This window comes from Streptomyces sp. NPDC102278, from assembly GCF_044766345.1.
GTDB lineage: Bacteria > Actinomycetota > Actinomycetes > Streptomycetales > Streptomycetaceae > Streptomyces.
Genome location: NZ_JBIWLV010000007.1, coordinates 308387 through 326980 on the forward strand (window position 1 = coordinate 308387; position 18594 = coordinate 326980).

At 72.6% G+C, this 18594-nt stretch carries 16 protein-coding genes and 1 pseudogene; 14 read left to right on the forward strand and 3 right to left on the reverse strand.

From position 1 onward, the window contains the following. Window positions 1–515 precede the first annotated feature (515 nt). The 13 genes and pseudogenes from ACIRO3_RS19870 to ACIRO3_RS19930 all read left to right on the forward strand — a co-directional run bounded on the left by ACIRO3_RS19870 (window position 516) and on the right by ACIRO3_RS19930 (window position 12647). Window positions 516–1178, forward strand: a complete 663-nt coding sequence (locus tag ACIRO3_RS19870; protein ID WP_361782272.1) for an NAD(P)-binding domain-containing protein — start codon at window positions 516–518, stop codon at window positions 1176–1178. A gap of 208 nt (window positions 1179–1386) precedes the next feature. Further along, window positions 1387–1731 carry a MerR family transcriptional regulator gene (locus ACIRO3_RS19875; RefSeq protein WP_404138379.1) on the forward strand — a complete coding sequence of 115 codons (345 nt, stop codon included), beginning with the start codon at window positions 1387–1389 and terminating at the stop codon, window positions 1729–1731. Between the two features lie 298 nt (window positions 1732–2029). Beyond that, the gene (locus tag ACIRO3_RS19880; protein WP_030228921.1) at window positions 2030–2233 is read left to right on the forward strand and encodes a cold-shock protein; all 204 of its coding nucleotides are present in this window, start codon (window positions 2030–2032) and stop codon (window positions 2231–2233) included. Window positions 2234–2591: 358 nt separating this feature from the next. Beyond that, a complete protein-coding gene (locus ACIRO3_RS19885; RefSeq protein ID WP_361782279.1) occupies window positions 2592–4199 on the forward strand; it encodes a DEAD/DEAH box helicase in 1608 nt (535 codons plus the stop codon). Window positions 4200–4256: 57 nt separating this feature from the next. Next, a complete protein-coding gene (locus tag ACIRO3_RS19890) occupies window positions 4257–4592 on the forward strand; it encodes a hypothetical protein (RefSeq protein WP_404138514.1) in 336 nt (111 codons plus the stop codon). A gap of 65 nt (window positions 4593–4657) precedes the next feature. Continuing rightward, window positions 4658–4888, forward strand: a pseudogene (locus tag ACIRO3_RS19895) (SCO5918 family protein); the annotation flags it as partial. Between the two features lie 244 nt (window positions 4889–5132). Then, window positions 5133–5930, forward strand: a complete 798-nt coding sequence (locus ACIRO3_RS19900) for a hypothetical protein (protein ID WP_404138383.1) — start codon at window positions 5133–5135, stop codon at window positions 5928–5930. 74 nt (window positions 5931–6004) lie between these two features. Then, entirely contained in the window at window positions 6005–7405 is a 1401-nt protein-coding gene (locus ACIRO3_RS19905; RefSeq protein WP_404138387.1) for a VWA domain-containing protein, read from the forward strand. 150 nt (window positions 7406–7555) lie between these two features. Continuing rightward, complete coding sequence (locus ACIRO3_RS19910) at window positions 7556–9310, forward strand: glycosyl hydrolase family 18 protein (RefSeq protein ID WP_404138390.1); 1755 nt, start codon at window positions 7556–7558, stop codon at window positions 9308–9310. Between the two features lie 54 nt (window positions 9311–9364). Continuing rightward, entirely contained in the window at window positions 9365–9982 is a 618-nt protein-coding gene (locus ACIRO3_RS19915) for a HutD family protein (protein WP_404138393.1), read from the forward strand. Between the two features lie 100 nt (window positions 9983–10082). After that, window positions 10083–11063 carry a GlxA family transcriptional regulator gene (locus ACIRO3_RS19920; RefSeq protein ID WP_404138395.1) on the forward strand — a complete coding sequence of 327 codons (981 nt, stop codon included), beginning with the start codon at window positions 10083–10085 and terminating at the stop codon, window positions 11061–11063. Window positions 11064–11082: 19 nt separating this feature from the next. Continuing rightward, entirely contained in the window at window positions 11083–11685 is a 603-nt protein-coding gene (locus tag ACIRO3_RS19925; protein WP_404138398.1) for an isochorismatase family protein, read from the forward strand. 113 nt (window positions 11686–11798) lie between these two features. Beyond that, a complete protein-coding gene (locus ACIRO3_RS19930; RefSeq protein WP_404138401.1) occupies window positions 11799–12647 on the forward strand; it encodes a hypothetical protein in 849 nt (282 codons plus the stop codon). A gap of 113 nt (window positions 12648–12760) precedes the next feature. Here ACIRO3_RS19930 and ACIRO3_RS19935 read toward each other — a convergent pair whose 3' ends face one another. Beyond that, a complete protein-coding gene (locus ACIRO3_RS19935) occupies window positions 12761–13264 on the reverse strand; it encodes a hypothetical protein (protein ID WP_404138404.1) in 504 nt (167 codons plus the stop codon). A gap of 213 nt (window positions 13265–13477) precedes the next feature. Further along, complete coding sequence (locus tag ACIRO3_RS19940; protein ID WP_361782308.1) at window positions 13478–14071, reverse strand: GNAT family protein; 594 nt, start codon at window positions 14069–14071, stop codon at window positions 13478–13480. A gap of 219 nt (window positions 14072–14290) precedes the next feature. On the opposite strand from ACIRO3_RS19940, the gene ACIRO3_RS19945 reads away from it, so the two are divergent. Then, window positions 14291–16558 carry a HelD family protein gene (locus ACIRO3_RS19945; protein WP_404138408.1) on the forward strand — a complete coding sequence of 756 codons (2268 nt, stop codon included), beginning with the start codon at window positions 14291–14293 and terminating at the stop codon, window positions 16556–16558. A gap of 47 nt (window positions 16559–16605) precedes the next feature. On the opposite strand, the gene ACIRO3_RS19950 is transcribed toward ACIRO3_RS19945, so the two are convergent. Continuing rightward, window positions 16606–18588 (reverse strand): helix-turn-helix domain-containing protein, encoded by a 1983-nt coding sequence (locus ACIRO3_RS19950; protein WP_404138410.1) that lies wholly within the window; start codon window positions 18586–18588, stop codon window positions 16606–16608. Window positions 18589–18594: the final 6 nt, after the last annotated feature.

Genomic DNA, 18594 nt, shown 5'->3' on the forward strand with positions numbered 1-18594 from the left:
CCGCGAGCGAGGCCCGGTACGGAAAAGGTCCATACCAAACCTGTAGCTGCTCTTCCGCCCCCCGTTGGGCGATGGACAAATGGAACACTACATAACGGATCTTGTGAAAGTCGAGCCATCTGCCGGCTCGAATCCGACGTGACGGGTGTTCCTCTCCTTTCCGTCACATGACCGCCCCGTGGAGTTACCGGCGGCCCGTCAAAAAGGTTCAGGCGTAAACGAATCATGAGTGTGGGGCCTGCCCGGCATGAATGAGAATCGTTATCCCGCCGGCGATATGACTGATCCTCGACGGTTGAATCCGGCCACCGTGGCCGTGATGAATCGGAGGTCGAGCGGGAGTCGGGACCCACGCCCGGCGGCGGGCGGCCGGGACCGCACCACACCCGGCGCGGCGTCCGGGAGTCGTCCGTACGGGGGAACCTCGGAATCCGTCGCCGGGAGGCGGAATGCCGCGCGCCCCAAGGGGGTTCGGACAAGCGCGACACCCGAACTCCGCACGCACTGGAGAGATCATGAAGATCGGCATCATCGGCGCAGGCAACATCGGCGGCAACCTCACCCGCCGGCTCACCTCCCTCGGCCACGAGGTCTCGGTGGCGAACTCCCGCGGTCCCGAGACCCTTTCGGCCCTCGCGGAGGAAACCGGCGCCACCCCCGTCACGGTCGCCGACGCCGCCCGCGGCGCAGAGATCGTCGTGGTCACCGTCCCGCTGAAGAACGTGCCGGACCTGCCGGCGGGCCTTTTCGACGGGGCGGCCGAGGGCTTCGCCGTCATCGACACCGGCAACTACTACCCCAAGCAGCGGGACGGCCGCATCGCCGCCATCGAGGACGAGGGCCTGACCGAGAGCCGCTGGACCCAGAACCACCTCGGCCACCCGGTGGTCAAGGCCTTCAACGGCACCTACGCCGACGACATCCTCGACAAGCCGCTGCCGGCCGGCGCCCCCGACCGGATCGCCGTACCGGTCGCCGGGGACGACGAGGCGGCCAAGAAGGCCGTCCGTGACCTCATCGACGAGCTCGGCTTCGACACCGTCGACGCCGGCGGCATCGACGAGTCCTGGCGCCAGCAGCCGGACACCCCCGTCTACGGCCTGCGCGCCGGCGTCGCGGCCGTCACCCAGGCCCTCGCCGAGGCCTCCCCGGAGCGCACCGCCGACTTCCGCGGCTGACCACCCGGTGACGCACGGGCGGCGGCCGGCCCCGGGCGAGGCCGCCGCCCGTACGGAGTGACGCGTGTGACTTCGCCCGTCGGAGCCCGGCTTCCGGCCCGGCCGGGGCCCCTCACCCGGTCGGGTAAACCTGTGCTCGCGAATGTAGTCATTGAGGTGCGAGAGGCCTAGTATTTCTGGCGTAGTGAGCCAGCGAAACGAAGGTGTCATGCCCCCCGAGAAGTCCCCGCTCGCCGACAGTCTCGACGATGACGACTACCCCGCCTACACGATGGGGAGAGCCGCCGAGATGCTGGGCGCCACGCCCGCCTTCCTGCGCGTGATCGGAGAGGCCGGACTGGTCACCCCGCTGCGCTCGGAGGGCGGCCACCGCAGGTACTCCCGCCACCAGCTGCACCTCGCCGCGCGCGCCCGCGAGCTGGTCGACTCGGGCACGGCGGTCGACGCCGCGTGCCGGATCATCTCGCTCGAGGACCAGCTGGAAGAGGCCCTGCGGACCAATGCGCGGATGCGCGGCCACGGGTCCGGCCCCACCGCCGACGAGACCCCCTGAGCGTCGGCCGGCCCGGCTCATACCTGTCGCCGCCAGTGCAGAAATTCAGCGAATACGCGTGCAGGGTTTATGTGACGACAGGCCGAGACGCGAAATCTTTCCGCGCTCATCGGCTAGCGCTGTGCTACTGTTCTTCTCAGTTGCAGTTGTGGTTCCCAAAGACTTCAAGTGCTCCCCCCGATTCATTTCGGCGGGTGCACTTTTTATTTCCGGATGTTTTTTCGGACGGGGCAATCATTACTTCGACTCCGGTGCCCGCACAGTGTGGGTCCGGGTACAGCCCCAAAGGAGAATTCATATGGCATCTGGCACCGTGAAGTGGTTCAACGCGGAAAAGGGCTTCGGCTTCATCGAGCAGGACGGTGGCGGCGCTGACGTGTTCGCCCACTACTCGAACATCGCCACCCAGGGCTTCCGTGAGCTTCAGGAAGGCCAGAAGGTGAACTTCGACGTCACGCAGGGCCAGAAGGGCCCCCAGGCCGAGAACATCGTTCCCGCCTAAGCGTTGACACGTACTGCGTAGCTGGGGCCCGCACCTTGGGGTGCGGGCCCCAGCTCGTTGCTTTTTCCCAGCTCCGCCGGCCGTCACGGCCCGCGTGAGCGGCGCGGCAGCATCGTCTGCCGAAGCGCCCACGACCCGCCCGGGTGGAAGTCCGCCCGGCCGTCGCCCCCGATGCCCGGCCTGTGCCACGGCCGCCGGGCAGGGTGACGCCCCATTCAGCAGTGAACCGTTCCGTTCCGCTCCGCGCTTTCGGCCCGGCCCTGTTGTGTCATTTCTTCGGCTCGTTCTTGCGAATCCGCTGCGGCTCACGCCAACGCCAGGAATTCCTCGATACGTGCCGCATCGAGGAAGGTTCTGCATGAACCGCGCAGCTCGCACCAACGACCGCTCGTCCCGCTCCCGCACGGGGGCCTCTTCCGGCGGGTCCTACAGCTCGTCCGGCTCCTACTCTTCCGGCGGCTCCTACGGCTCGTCCGGCTCCGGCAGCTCCTACGGCTCGTCCGGCGGCTCCTACGGGTCCTCCGGCGGCAGCCGCGGCAGCCGCTTCGGCTCCTCCGCTCCCAGCCGTTCGTCCGGCGGCTCCCGTTCCGGCGGGGGCAACCGCTCCGGCGGCTACGGCCGCCGCTCCGCCGCCCCGCAGGGCGAGTTCGCCCTGCCCGTGACGCTGACCCCGGCACTGCCCGCCGTCGAGGCCTTCGCCGACCTGGACATGCCCGAGGCACTGCTCACCGCGCTCGGCGCCCAGGGCGTCTCGGTACCGTTCCCGATCCAGGGCGCGACGCTGCCCAACACGCTCGCGGGCCGCGACGTCCTGGGGCGCGGTCGCACCGGCTCCGGCAAGACGCTGGCCTTCGGCCTGGCCCTGCTGGCCCGTACGGCCGGTCAGCGGGCCGAGCCGGGACAGCCGCTCGCGCTGATCCTCGTACCGACGCGTGAACTCGCGCAGCAGGTCACCGACGCGCTGACGCCGTACGCCAAGGCGATGCGCCTGCGGATGGCCACCGTGGTCGGCGGCATGTCCATCGGTCGCCAGGCCGGCGCGCTGCGCGGCGGGGCCGAGGTCGTCGTCGCGACGCCCGGCCGACTGAAGGACCTCATCCAGCGCGGGGACTGCAGGCTCAACCAGGTCGCCATCACCGTCCTGGACGAGGCCGACCAGATGGCCGACATGGGCTTCATGCCGCAGGTCACCGCCCTGCTGGACCAGGTGCGCCCCGAGGGACAGCGGATGCTGTTCTCGGCGACCCTGGACCGCAACGTGGACCTGCTCGTGCGCCGGTACCTGACCGACCCGGTCGTGCACTCGGTGGACCCGTCGGCCGGCGCCGTCACGACGATGGAGCACCACGTGCTGCACGTCCAGGGCCACGACAAGCAGGCCGCCACGACCGAGATCGCCGCCCGCGAGGGCCGCGTGATCATGTTCCTGGACACCAAGCACGCGGTGGACCGCCTCACGCAGGACCTGCTCAACAGCGGTGTGCGCGCCGCGGCGCTGCACGGCGGGAAGTCGCAGCCGCAGCGCACGCGGACGCTGGCGCAGTTCAAGACGGGCCACGTGACCGTGCTCGTCGCGACGAACGTCGCCGCCCGAGGCATCCACGTCGACAACCTCGACCTGGTCGTCAACGTCGACCCGCCGACCGACCACAAGGACTACCTGCACCGCGGTGGTCGCACCGCGCGCGCCGGCGAGTCCGGCAGCGTGGTCACCCTGGTCCTGCCGAACCAGCGCCGGGACATGGTGCGCCTGATGGCCGCCGCCGGGATCACCCCGCAGACCACCCAGGTCCGCTCCGGCGAAGCCGAACTGAACCGCATCACCGGCGCTCAGGCCCCCTCCGGCGTGCCCGTCACCATCACGGCACCGGTCACGGAGCGTCGCACGCGCAGCGCCGCCTCCACCCGCGGCCGGCGCAGCCGCCCGGCGCAGGCCCGGCGCCGCTCCTACGACAGCGCGGCGTAACGCGTGCGCACCCTTGCCCGACCGGGCGACGGGACCGGCCTGACGGCCCGGGACGCCATGGGCGACCTCGGGCCCCGGGTCGGCGACGACATGCCCGTCGACGTGGCCCGCTCGGTACTGATCTCCGCCCGGGCGCAGCACCTGGTGCTCCAGGACGACGAGGGCCGGTGCTCGGGTCTGGTCACCCGGGCCCAGCTCGACGCGCACCGGGGCGGATGCCGGGGTGCGGACCCCACCCGGCTGCGTGACATCCCCCTCGACCGGGGGCCCTTCACCGCGTCCTCGGTCGGGGTGGGCGAGGCCCGCAGCGCCATGCGCGGGCGTGTCCTGGAGGTGTCCCCGGTGGTCGACGAGCACGGTTACACCCTGGGCGTCCTCGCCCTCACGTCCTGACCGCCTTCGCGGCCGTCCGGTCCGGCTTTCACCTTCCCGTTCCCGCCTGTTCCCGCGGAGGCATCATGCGTTGCGTCATCGCCCGTTTCCCCTTCGAGCTCACCAAGAGCGAGGTCCTGGAGTCGATGAAGGGGATCAAGGCCGAACCCGTCGTCACCGGGGAATCCGTGATCATCGGTCGCCGCACGTACCCGGTCAAGCAGGTCGGCGAGGTGATCACCCGCCAGGACCGCCGAGACTTCACGGCCGGCGAGGTGACCCGCGCGCTGACCCGCCTGGGCTTCGTCTGCCGCACGGTGGAGACCGCTTAGACCCCGGGGTGTCCCGGGTCCGGCGTCGAGCCGGGCCCGGGACATCGTCGTTTCCGGGCCGGTTCGTCGCGCCCGGTTCGGCACGCGGTGTCCCGGTGGGTCCGGCTCGTACCACCCGGGGGCGTCGGGCCGGCCGTGAACCGTGACCGAAGTGTCATCGCGCCCCCGCCACCACGGTCCGCGACCTTGCTACGTTCCTCCCCCAGCCGGGAGCCGCAGGAGGGCCGCCATGTACGCCGGACGCCGGAACACACGCGAGAACGAACCCGAGGGCAGACCCGAGAACAGGCGCGGGTCCGCCGCCCGGGCGCGGCCGCTCGTCGTGTCGGTCCTGCTGGCCGCTGCCCTCGCGGGTTGCGGGCCGACCCCGGCCGCCCCGGCCCGCCCCGAGCCCTCCACCGCAGGCGCGGCCCCGCCTTCCGGCGAGCCCTCCGCCTCCGCTTTCGCCGCCTCCCCTGCGCAGAGCACGGCCTCGACCCCGAGCGCACCGGTGTCCTCGTCCCCGAGTCCGGTGCTCGCCCCGACGAGCTCGCCCCCGCCGGCGCCACCTGCTCCCGCGACCGTGCTGTCGATGGCCGTGGCCACCCGGGGCGGCCGCCTCGACCTGGTCCGCGGCGGGCCCGCGCAGGAGTTCACGGTCACCCTGCGGGGCGGCAACACCCGGGCGTACCGTCACCTGCTGCTCACCTTTCAGATGGAGAGCCTCGTGGCCGAGCCCGGGGACACCCCCGGCCCCGCCCGGGCGTTCCTCCTGGAGCACAAGGACCCCGCGACCGGCGCCTGGCGCCCCGCCGAGCTGCGCGTCGCGAACGACTTCAAGCCGTACGCGCTCCATTCGGGCGGCGCCCCCCTGGCCCGCGACGCCGTCCGCACCGAGCACTACCGCCTGCGCGCCACCGCCACGGGCCCCACCGGCGCTTCCCCGGTCGTGATCGACGCCATCGACACGGACGTCCCGTCGGGCACCCCGACGGAACGCGAACGACCGGGCCACTTCTCCCTGCCCCACACCACCCGTCGCCCCTGACCCGGGGGCGCGGCCCGCAATCGCGGCGGGCACGTACTTCCGGGACCACCGCAGCGGCGGGCAGACTGTCCGCTGTGACATCACTGAGCAAAGGCGCCAACCTGCCGGTCCCGGCGTCGTCCATCAGGGCCGTGCTCGGCTGGTCGGCCGGTCCCGCAGTCCCGGACGTGGACGCGTCCGCCCTGCTGCTCGCCGGCGACGGACGCGTGCGATCCGACGGGGACTTCGTCTTCTACAACCAGCCGCGCCACTCCTCGGACGCCGTGCGGCACCTGGGCAAGCAACCCGGCGCCGACTCCCTCCAGGTGGACCTGACCGCGCTGGAGCCAGGGATCGAGCGCGTCGTGCTGTGCGCGTCCGCCGACGGGGGCAGTTTCGGGCAGGTGCCCGGGCTGCACCTGCGGTTGCTGGACGCCGCGTCGGGCGCGGAGCTGGCCCGCTTCGACATGACGGCGGGCACGGAGACGGCGTACGTGAGCGGCGAGCTCTACCGGCGGGCGGGCACGTGGAAGTTCCGGGCCGTGGGCCAGGGATACGCGAGCGGCCTGGCGGGACTGGCGACCGACTACGGCATCACGGTGGACGACGCCCCGGCCCCGGCGGCCGGGCAGGCTCCGGTGCCCCCGTCGACGGCGCCCCCCGCGCCCGCCTTCACCCCGGCCCCGGTACCCGCGCCCGCCGCGGCCTCCGCCGGCGCGTCCGCCGTCCGGTTGGTCAAGGGGGAGGAGCGGCTCCCCGTCGAGATGCGCAAGCGCCTGTCGCTGCGCAAGGAGCAGGTCGCCGTCAGTCTGACGAAGAACGGTGCGGCGGGAGTGACCGCCCGCGTCATCCTCGTCCTGGACGCGTCCGGCTCGATGTCCACGCTCTACTCGCGCGGCACGGTGGCCGGCGTCGTGGAGCGGATGGCCGCCGTCGCCGCCCAGCTCGACGACGACGGCGAGATGCAGGCGTGGACCTTCGCCACCAACCCGGCACGGCTGCCCGACCTGACCATCGGTGAACTCCCCGAGTGGATCCGGCTGCACGTCCGGGTCGGTCAGATGAGCCTGTTCGGTCGCAAGAAGCCGCCGAAGGGCCTGACCGGCGGGCAGGTCGACATGCGCGCGGTCGGGTTCCAGAACGAGGAGCAGAAGGTCATCGCGGAGGTGCGCGCCTATGTGCGCGCCACCGCGGTGCCCGTGCCGACCCTCGTGCTCTTCTTCTCCGACGGCGGCGTGTACCGGAACAACGAGATCGAACAGGAACTGCGCGCGGCCGTCGAGGAGCCGGTGTTCTGGCAGTTCGTCGGTCTGGGCCGGGCGGGCTTCGGCGTGCTGGAGCGCTTCGACGACATGCCGGGCCGGCGGGTCGACAACGTCGGGTTCTTCGCGGTGGACGACATCGACGCGATCTCGGACGCCGAGCTGTACGACAGGCTGCTGTCCGAGTTCCCGTCGTGGATCCGGGCCGCCGGACAGGCGGGCATCCTGCGCTGAGGGCCCGGGCCGGGCCGGCCGGGGCCGACCGCGCCGGCCGGGTGAAGTGTGTTGTCCGGTTCAAGAATTGGTCTGGACCCTTGACCCGATGTTGGTCCAGACCAATCATGAGGCGTCCGCCCGTACGCTCGCGCCCCACCGGGAGCATCGATGAGACGTCGTTCCAGGCCTGTTCGCTCCTTACTGGCCGCCCTGACCACCCTGGCCGCCTCCGCCGGACTCGTGGTCGGGGTGGTCGACGGCACCGCCCACGCCGCGACCCCGTTGCCCGCGCACGTCTTCGCCCCGTACTTCGAGGCGTATTCCTCCGACAGCCCGGCCGAACTCGCGCTCGCGTCGGGCGCCAAGTACCTGACCATGGCCTTCGTCCAGACCGAGGCCAAGGGGTCCTGCACCCCGTACTGGAACGGCGACACGGGCAGCCCGATCTCGGGCTCCGTCTTCGGCGCCGACTTCGCCACGATCCGCTCCCGCGGCGGAGACGTGATCCCGTCCTTCGGCGGGTACGCGGCCGACAACGGCGGCACCGAGATCGCCGACAGCTGCGCCGACGTGGACGCGATCGCCGCCGCCTACCAGAAGGTGGTCACCACCTACGACGTCTCCCGCCTGGACATGGACATCGAGGACAACTCGTTGACCGACAAGGCCGGCATCGACCGCCGCAACCAGGCGATCAAGAAGGTCCAGGACTGGGCCGCCGCGGCCGGCCGGCCGCTCCAGGTCTCGTACACCCTTCCCACGACCACGAACGGCCTCGCGAGCAGCGGCCTGGCCGTGCTGAAGAGCGCCAAGACGGCCGGCGCCCGGGTGGACGTGGTCAACCTGATGACCTTCGACTACTACGACGGCGCCGGCCACGCCATGGCCGAGGACACCAAGACCGCCGCCACCGGCCTCCAGGGCCAACTCGCCGCCCTGTACCCGACCAAGACCCCCGCCCAGCTCTGGGGCATGATCGGCGTCACCGAGATGCCGGGCATCGACGACTACGGCCCCGCCGAGACCTTCACCACCGCCGACGCGAAGGTGGTCTACGACTGGGCCACCGCGAAGGGCCTCAACACCCTGTCCTTCTGGGCCCTCCAGCGCGACAACGGCGGCTGCCCCGGCACCGGCGGCTCCGACACCTGCTCCGGCATCGTCCAGGACCCCTGGTACTTCAGTCACACCTTCGCCCCGTTCACCGGCGGCGGCGGACCGGTCGTCGACGACTTCTCCGTCTCGGTCGCCCCCGGATCCGCCTCGGTCGCGCCCGGCGGCACGACCACCGCGACCGTCGCCACCACCCTCGTCTCGGGGACCGCGCGGCCCCTCGCGCTGACGGTCACCGGAGCCCCCGCCGGGGTGACGGCCACCCTCGCCCCGGGCTCCGTCACCACGGGCGGATCCGCCGTGCTCACGGTCGCCGCGGCGGGTACGGCCGCTCCCGGGACCCACCCCCTGACCGTCACCGCCACCGGCGGCGGACTCACCCGCTCGACCCCCTTCACCCTCACCGTGTCGGGCCCGGGCGGGGGCGGCGGGGCGCTGGTCAACGCCGGCTTCGAGAGCGGGGCGCTCGCCCCGTGGACCTGCCAGAGCGGCGGGGCGGTCGTCACCGCCCCCGCGCACGGGGGCGCGTACGCCCTGAAGGCCTCGCCCACCTCCGGACAGACGGGGGAATGCGCGCAGACCCTCACCCTCGCCCCGAACACCGCGTACACGCTCGGCGGCTGGGTCCAGGGCGGCTACGCCTACCTGGGCGTCCGCGGCGGGGCCACCGCAAGCGCGTGGACCGGCTCCACCGGGTGGTCCAAGCTGACCGTCCCCTTCAAGACCGGTGCCTCCGGCACCGTGACCGTCTACCTGCACGGCTGGTACGGGCAGGGCGCGGTGTACGGGGACGACCTGTCCGTCAACTAGAGCGTTAGGCTCGGCCGGGCCCGGGAGAGCACCCGGGCCCGGAAGGGCGGCGCGATGACCAGCGGCACGGACAGCGGTGCGACCGGCGGGGGAAGGGCCCGGATCCACCGGGCGGTCGACCGGCCGGCGGCGCGATGGAAGAACGGCGGGGGAGTCACGCGGGAGATCGCGGTCCGGCCCGATCGCGCGGACATGGACGAGTTCGAGTGGCGGATCAGCCTCGCCGACGTCACCGCGGACGGCCCCTTCTCGGCCTTCCCCGGCGTCGACCGGATCCTCACCGTCGCCGAGGGCGCGGGCATGGACCTCACCATCGCGGGCGAACACAGCCTCCTGGACCGGCGCTTCGAGCCCCGGCACTTCGCCGGCGACCGGCCCACCGACTGCCGCCTCCTGGACGGACCCGTCGTCAACTTCAACGTGATGTACCGCCGGGACGCCACGACGGCCGAGGTCCACGTCACGACCGGCGAACAGGCCCTCGCTCCGGAGCCCGGCGAGACCGTGCTCGTGGTCGCGCTGGAGGGATCCGCGCTGATCGACGGGCCGACACCGGAAAGCTCCGCCGCACTGGATCGCCACGACGCCGCCCAGCTGAGGGGCCCGGGCGTCCGCCGGGTACGGACCGCGGGACGAGTCGCCGTGGTGCGGCTGCGGCCGCTCTCCTCCTGATCCCGGGCCGTCCCGGGGGCCGCACGCACCCGCCTGCCATGGCCGGATGTGACAGACAACCGTCATTGCGGCCATCGGCGGGGCCGACGACGATGGACGCATGCCCACGCCCCACCGGGTCGTCATCGCGGTCTTCACCGATGTCGACCTCCTCGATGTCACCGGCCCCGCCGAGGTCTTCGCCCTCGCCAACCGGGTGGCCGGCCGCCACCTCTACGAGGTGCGGCTGGCCGCCCCCGTGGGCGGTCAGGTCACCACCTCCGCCGGCGTCCGCCTGGTCCCCGACCTGGTGTTCGCGGAGGTCGGCGCGGCCGTGGACACGCTGTTGGTGCCCGGCGCGGTCTCACTGGACGAGGAGGGCCCCGTCGCGCTCGTCGACCCGGAGGTGGTGGCGTGGATCGCCGCCACCGCGCCGCACGCCCGGCGCGTGGCATCGGTCTGCGTGGGCGCCCACCTGCTCGCGGCGGCCGGCCTGCTCGACGGCCGCCGGGCCACCACGCACTGGTCGACCGCCGCCCAACTGGCCTCGGAACACCCCCGGGTCGAGGTGGACGCGGACCCCATCTTCGTCCGCTCGGGCCGGCTGTGGACCGGGGCCGGGATCAGCGCCTGCATGGACCTGACGCTGGCCCTGGTGGCCGAGGACCACGGGGAGGAACTGGCCCTGGGCGTCGCACGACAGCTGGTGATGTACCTCAAACGGCAGGGTGGACAAAGCCAGTTCAGCGTTCCCCTCAGCCGTCCGGCCACCAGCCGCAGGGACATCGACGAACTGCGGGCCCACGTCACCGAACACCTCGACGCGGACCTGTCGGCGGCCGCGCTCGCGGCCCGCATGTGCATGAGCGAGCGCCACTTCGCCCGGGTCTTCCGGAAGGAGACGGGCACCAGCCCCGCCGCCTACGTCGAGGCGGTACGGGTCGAAGCTGCCCGGCGTCTGCTCGAAACCACCGACGACCCGCTGGAACAGGTCGCCTCCGCGGCCGGACTCGGCTCCGTGGAAACGCTCCACCGCGCCTTCCGCAAACAGCTCGCGACCACCCCGGCCGCCTACCGCCGCTGTTTCCGCACCACTCACTGACCGAAGGAACGAACCCACCATGAGCACTTCCAGCACCCTGCGCCAGGTCATGGGCCTCGACAACACGCCCGCCCGCCTCGCGGACTCCACCCTCCTGTTGATCGACTTCCAGAACACCTACCGCACCGGCGTGATGGCCCTCGAAGGCGCCGAGCCCGCCCTGGAAGCGGCCGGCCGCCTGCTCGCAGCCGCCCGGGCCGCCGGAACGCGCGTGATCCACATCATCAACGACGGCGGTGAGGGCACCCCGTACGACATCCGCGCCGAGATCGGGGCCATCAGCGCCGAGGTGGCCCCCCGCGACGGCGAACCGGTGGTGGTCAAGCAGTTCCCGAACTCCTTCCACGCCACGGAGTTGGAGAAGACGCTGACGGAACTGGGCGCCGGCCGGGACCTGGTCCTCGCCGGGTTCATGACCCACATGTGCGTCACCTTCACCGCCCAGGGGGCGTTCAACCTGGGCTACCGTCCCACCGTGGTCGCCGAGGCGACCGCCACCCGGCCGTTGCCCGGGCCCGACGGAACCCCGGTACCGGCCGCCACCCTCCAGGCGGCGAGTCTCACCACCATCGCGGATCTCTTCGGCGTCGTCGTCCCCACGGCCGCGCACCTCACCGCCTGACACCTCGCCCACCTCGGGAAGGCAGGCCGGCGTCCGCGGCGCCGGCCGAATGATCCGGAGGGCGATTCCGCAAACTCCTTTCGGCCGGCCGGTCCGAGGGCCAGACTCGCACCATGACCGGTGACGAGTCCGGCCCCCCGCCGGAGCCCGACGAGTACCTCGAACGCGTCCTGTGGGAAGCCTTCCGCGAGGCGTGCGCCGCGATGCGCCTGCACGGCTCGGTGCCCGGCCGGATCCGGGCCCACCGCCGTCCCGAGGTCACGGCCCTCGCGACGTTTCCCGACATCGGCGCCTCGGACACCCTGCGCGAACTGCTCGCGCGGGTCGAGGCCGAATGCGCGGTGTACGTACACGAGTCCCCGGCCCCTCGCGGGACCCGCGAGCAGGACACCGGCCGACTGGTGGTCGCCGCGGCGGTCTGGCCCGCGGAAGGCCTCTCGGGGCTGCGCGTCTCCTCGTACCGGCGCGACGGCACGCTGGAGGAGATCACCGGCGAGGGCGTACGCCTGGAGGACACCCACCTCGACGTGCCCTGGCTGCGCGGCTGCCTGCCCGCCGCCCGTCGGGCCGATCCGGTCACGCCCCGGGCCGGCGACCCGGTCGGTTCCGGCGGGCCGGTCACCACCCCGATGTCCGCGCCGGCTCGGCCGGCGCGCAGGGGAGCGGGCCTCGTCGCGCTCGTGCTGGTGGGCCTGTTCGGATGCGCGACCGCCGTCCTGGGCGTGATCGGACTGCTCGCCGGCACCTGGGACCGGCCCACCTGCGGCGGGCGGACCATGACGCCGGGAGACTTCTGCGTACGGCTCGGGGAGACCACCACCTACGAGGAACGCCGCGCCGCCATGGGCCACCGGCCGGATCCCGCACTCTTCGCCCTCGGGGGAGCGGTGGTCCTGGTCGCCTGCGTGGCGTGGGGCCGCGGCCTGGACCGCGGGCGCGCGGGCAACCGGGACGCGGGCTGAGCGGTAGCGTCGGCCGTGCTGCTCGGCCCCGCGTTCCGTATGCGAGTGCGCCCGCGGCGGGGGACGGTGTTGCGCGCCCCGCCCCCAGGGAGGTGGGGCGCGCCGATCCGGGGTCAGTGGAACAGCATGGAGGCGTCCCCGGCCGGGGTGGTGACGGAGCCCGGGCAGAGGAAGCTCCCCGACACCTTGGTCGCGGTGAAGGCCTGGTTGACGTACTTGCGGGTGGACCCGTCACGGTTCCACACGATGTTCGTGGCCCTGTAGCGACAGGAGATGAAGCTCTGTTTGCCGGTGATGTCGATGGCGTCGGTCTTCGCGAGCGCGGCCGCGTCGTCAAAGGTGAACGCCGGGTTGTTGTTGAGGGAGGCGGTGATCCCGCCGCCGCAGGCCAGGTTGCCGCCGGGGGTGTTGACGGTGGTGCGGTCGACGGTGAGGGCGCTCGGGGCGCCTGAGCTGGTGCGGGCGTCGGTCCAGGCACAGGTGTTGCCCGCGACGACCATCACCCCGTCGACCCGTTGGTCGGCGGTGGGACCCAGGGCCAGTGCGGTGGTCGAGCCGCAGAGCACCAGGGTGGCGGCCAGTACGGTGACGCGGGGCCATGTGGAGATCTTCCTCATGTCGCTCCTCTGTGTCACGTCCTTGTGGGGGTGTGCGGCGAGGCGTGGGGGCTCGCCGTGCGGAACGTCCCACAGGGGTCTTGAAATGTCAGGCCCATGCCAATCAATTGGCCGGATGGCGCCACTGTGGCGGGAGTCGCGTCCGTCGAGCCCTCGCGGGCCCGGGCGCGCCGGTCGGCCGGCGCGTCCGGACGCGGCGCGCACCTCGGGAGGTCAGAGGCGGGCGCCGAGTCGGGCCTTGGCCTCGGGCCATTCGTCGGCGAGCAGCGAGAAGTAGACGGTGTCCCGCCACGTGCCGTCCGGGCGGCGGCGGTGGCGGCGCAGTACGCCCTCACGCCGTGCGCCGAGTCGGGCGATGGCCGCCTGTGAGCGGAGGTTCATGTGGTCCGTCTTCAACTGGACCCGTCCCATGCCGAGTTCCTCGAAGGCGTGCGTCATGAGGAGCAGCTTGGTCTCCGTGTTGACCGCCGAGCGCCAGTGGGCGCGGCCGTACCAGGTCCAGCCGATCTCCAGTCGCTCGTGGGCGGCGTCGACGTCCATGAAGGTCGTCCAGCCGATCGCCCTGCCGCTCGCGCGGTGGATGACGGCGAAGGGGTGGTAGATCCCGCGTTCCGCTTCTTCGAGCAGCGCGGTGAGCGTCGCGCCCAGCTCCGCTTCGGTGCGCGGCGCCGCGCCGCCCTGCCAGCGCCAGACCTCGTCGTCACCGCCTCCGGCCGCGAACAGGTCGCCGAGGTGGTCCATCGACAGGGGGACGAGGGTGACGTGCCGGCCGGTCAGGGTGACGGGGGCGGGGTTCTTCGCAGACATGGCGACACCCTAGCCCTATGAACTAGGAACAACAAATGTATGCACTAGTGCAAAAGGCGGCGGAAGTGCCTGGATTCTCTCCGTGGTGCGGGAATGCAAAAAAGCCCCGGACCGAATGGCGGCCGGAGCTTTGGTCTGGGTATATTGGACGTTTCACGTTCCGTGAATTACGGACATGAAACAGCCTTACGAGAGCATCGTACCGCGTCAGGAGTGGAATTGTCAACCGAAGAATTCCGGATCGAGCAGCAATTCATCGACCGGCTCTATCACCGCCTCGACGACCTGCGCGACCAGGCCGAACGTGCCGTGAGCGGCGCCTTGGCCGACGTCGGGACCGGGTTCCAGGCGCGGTTGGAGCGGGATGTGCTGGTCGCCGAGCAGTCCGGTCTCCTTTCCGCTCTGGACTCGGGGGAAAACGGCCTCTGTTTCGGCCGCCTGGAGTTCTCCGACGGCCGGGACCACCACATCGGCCGTATCGGAATCAGGCAGGACGACAGCGAGCGCACCCCCCTCGTGCTCGACTGGCGTGCCGATGTCGCGCGCCCGTTCTACCTCGCGACCGGGCACGTGCCGATGGGCCTGCGCCGGCGCCGCCACCTCACCACCCGGGGTCGGGAGGTCGTCGCGCTGCACGACGAGATCCTCGACCTCGCCGACACCGAGCGCACCGGCCACGAGGGAGCCGACGCGGACGCCGTGCTGCTCGCCGCGCTCGACGCGGCCAGGACCGGCCGCATGCACGACATCGTGCGGACCATCCAGGCCGAGCAGGACCGGATCATCCGCTCCTCCCACCACGGGGTGCTCGTGGTGGAGGGCGGCCCGGGTACCGGGAAGACGGCCGTCGCACTGCACCGCGCCGCCTACCTCCTCTACGCGCACCGCGAGGTGCTCGCCAAGCGCGGCGTCCTCATCGTCGGCCCCAATCCCGCCTTCCTCGGCTACATCGGGGAGGTGCTCCCCTCCCTCGGCGAGACCGGCGTCCTGCTGGCCACCCCGGGCGAGCTGTACCCCGGCGTCCACGCCACCGGCATCGACCGCCCCGGCGCCGCCGCCGTCAAGGGCGACGCCCGGATGGCCGAGGTCCTCGCCCGTGTCGTGGCGGACCGGCAGGCGCTGCCGGAGTCCGTACCCGCCGGGGCGGGCGAGGACGCCGACGTGGTTCCCGAACCCGCCCTGGAGATCGACCACGACGACTACGGGACGCTGCTGCTCGACCGCACCATGGCGCACGAGGCCCGGGACCGGGCCCGCGCCACCGGGCTTCCGCACAACCTGGCCCGGCCCTACTTCGCGTTCCGTGTCATCGACGCGCTGACCGAGCAGCTCGCGGACCGCCTCGGAGCCGACCCGTACGGCGGTCCCAACCTGCTCGGCCCCGACGACGTCGCGCAGCTCGGCAAGGAGATCGCGACCAGCGCCGAGGTGCACGCGGCCATCGACACGCTCTGGCCCTCGCTCACCCCCCACCGGCTGATCTCCGAGTTCCTGGCGGACCCCGAACACCTCCCCGAACGGGACGCCGAGCTGATCCGCCGCACCACGGACGACTGGACGCCGGCGGACGTCCCGCTGCTCGACGAGGCGGCCGAACTCCTCGGCGTCGACGACAGCGCGCGCCGCGCCGCCGAGGAACGGGAGCGACTGGAGCGCATCGCCTACGCCCAGGGCGTCCTGGACCTCTCGCTCGGTTCCGAGTCGTACGAGTTCGAGGACACGGAGAACGAGTTCCTCGCCGCGCACGACCTCATCGACGCGGAACGGATGGCGGAGCGCCACGAGGAAGCCGACCATCGCAGCGCGGCGGAGCGGGCCGCCGCCGACCGCACCTGGGCCTTCGGGCACGTCATCGTGGACGAGGCGCAGGAACTCTCCGCGATGGCCTGGCGGTTGCTCATGCGGCGCTGCCCGACGCGCTCCATGACCCTCGTCGGGGACCCGGCGCAGACCGGCGACGAGGCGGGCTGCGGCTCGTGGGAGCAGATCCTGGACCCGTACGTGGAGAACCGCTGGGAACTGGTGCGCCTCGGGGTCAACTACCGCACGCCCGCGGAGATCATGGACCTCGCGGCCGCCGTGCTCAGGGCCCGCCACCCCGGCTTCGAACCGCCCAGTTCCGTGCGTTCCACCGGGGTACGCCCCTGGGTGCGGGCCACGGACGACCTGCCCGGCGCCGTCGCGGAGGCGGTGCGCGTCGCCGCGCCCGCCGAGGGTCGGCTCGCGGTGATCGCCCCGCGTCCGCTGCACGAGGAACTCGCGGGCGCGCTGCCCGGCGTACGGGTCGGCGGGGAACCGGACCTGACCCGCGCGGTCGTGCTGCTGGAGCCCCGCCAGGCCAAGGGCCTGGAGTTCGACACGGTGATCGTCGTGGAGCCGGCGGACCACCAGCCGAGCGACCTGTACGTGGCCCTCACCCGTGCCACCCAGACCCTGGGGGTGCTGCACACCGGGCGACTGCCGCAGGGGCTGGCGGAGACGCCTTAGGGCGGCCGGAGGCGGCGGAGGTGTGGAAGGTCTCCGCCACCTCTCCGTCACCTCTCCGTCAACCCGTGCAGGCGCAGCGCGAGTTGGAGCTCCAGGGCGGATGCGGGGGAGTTCCAGTCGTCGCCGAGGAGGCGACGGATCCGCTCCAGCCGCTGCACGACCGTGTTCACGTGGACGTGCAGGGAATCCCTCGCCTTGGACAGGCTCCCGCCGTGGGTGTAGTACGCGTCGAGGGTCCGCACGAGTTCGGTGCCGCGCCGGCGGTCGTACGCGATGACCGGCCCCAGCACCCGCTCGACGTACCCGCCCACGTCGGCCCGGTCGCCGAGCAGGACCCCGAGGAATCCCAGATCGGGCAGGGCGGCGCCGTGGCCGGTGCGCCCCAGCGCGTGCAGGGCCTCCACGCAGCGCAGGGCCTCGGCGTGGGCGGCCGACAACCCGCCCGGTCGAGCCGCGGGACCGGCCGCGCCCACCGTCACCGGGCTCTCCAGGGCGCGACCCAGCTCCACGGCCAGGGACCGGGCGACCGGACCGGGCCGGCCGTCCGGCTCGGTGGCGGGTGCGACCAGCACCACGTGTCCCTGGTACACCCCCGAGAGCCCCCGCAGGGAACGCGCCCGGCGGGCCGCCTCCGCGGCCAGGCGGACCCGTACCGCCTCTTCGCAGTGCAGCACCAGGACCGAGTGCGGTCGGGCCAGGTCGAGGCCCAGCCTGCGGGCCCGCAGGGTCAGACTCCCGGCATCGCGCGCCCCCTCACCGCCCTCCGGCGCCAGCAGATCGCCGAGGAGTTCGCCGCGCACCCGGTCCTCGGCCTGCGCTATGGAGCGTCGGAGCAGCAACAGCAGGGCGGTGACCAGCCCGGCGCGCTCGAACAGTCGCCGCTCGGACTCGGTGAGCGGGGGCCGCCCGGTGAGGGCGATGCTGCCCAGGAGTTCGGGCCCGGCCAACACCGCCCACACCCAGGTCCCGTCCACCGGGACGGCCCGGCCGCCCGAGCGGGACTCCGCGGCGCCCCGTACGGGCGGGGCGATCGGTTCGGAGGCGACGCGCGCGAGTTCCGTTCCGTCGACATCGTGGATGACGATGCCGCCGCCCAGCAGGGCCGCGACCTCCCGGGCGAGATCCTCGATCTCGCCGCCGCGCAGGACCAGTTCGGTGAGCCGGTCGTGGGTCTCGGTGGCCAGCCGCATCGCCTCGCTGTGCGCGCGGACCGTCTCGTTCGCCCGGTTCAGATCGACGAGCGCGGCGCGCGTCTCCTCCAAAAGTCGGGCGCCGTCGATGGCCACGGCCGCGTGGTCGGCGAGCGAGGACAGCAGGGCCACGGCGTCGGGGGCGAAGGCGCGGACCGCCCGGTCCGCCGCGTACAGCACCCCGATCACCCGCGTGCCGACCCGCAGGGGGACGCCGAGGATGCCCCGCAGCCCCTCCTCGCCGACGCCGCGGTCGATGGCCCGTGTATGCCGGAAGCGGCCGTCGGCGCGGTAGTCGCTGCTCGCGTAGGGCCGGGCGGTCTGCGCCACCAGCCCGCCCAGCCCCTCGCCCATGCCGAGCCGCAACTGCTGGAAGGCGGCCGACACCGAACCGTCGGTGACCCGCATGAACGTGTCCCCGGCGGCCGGGTCGTTGAGGGTGAGGTAGGCGACGTCGGTACCCAACAGGGTGCGGGCCCGCCGGACGATCGCCCGCAGTACGGAATCCAGGTCGCGCAGGGCCGCCAGGTCGCCGGCCGTGTCGAACAGCGCCGTCAGTTCGGCCTCCCGGCGCCGGTGCTGGTCGAGTGTGCGCCGGATGTCCAGTGCGGCCCGGGTGGCCTCCTCGACGAGGGCCGCCTCCGCGGCTGAGGCGCCCTCGGCGCGGGCCCGCGCGGCCGCCGTGGTCAGGCGCTCGGCGGGCGCCCCCTCGGCCAGCAGGCACAGTAGCCCGCCCAGGGCCGCGGCGGCGGGGTCGGTGGTGGTGGCGCCGGCGGGGGCGGGGCCGGTGGTGGCGGGTTCGGTCGCGTCGTGGCTGGTCGGGTCGGTCACGGAGCCCATGCTGGC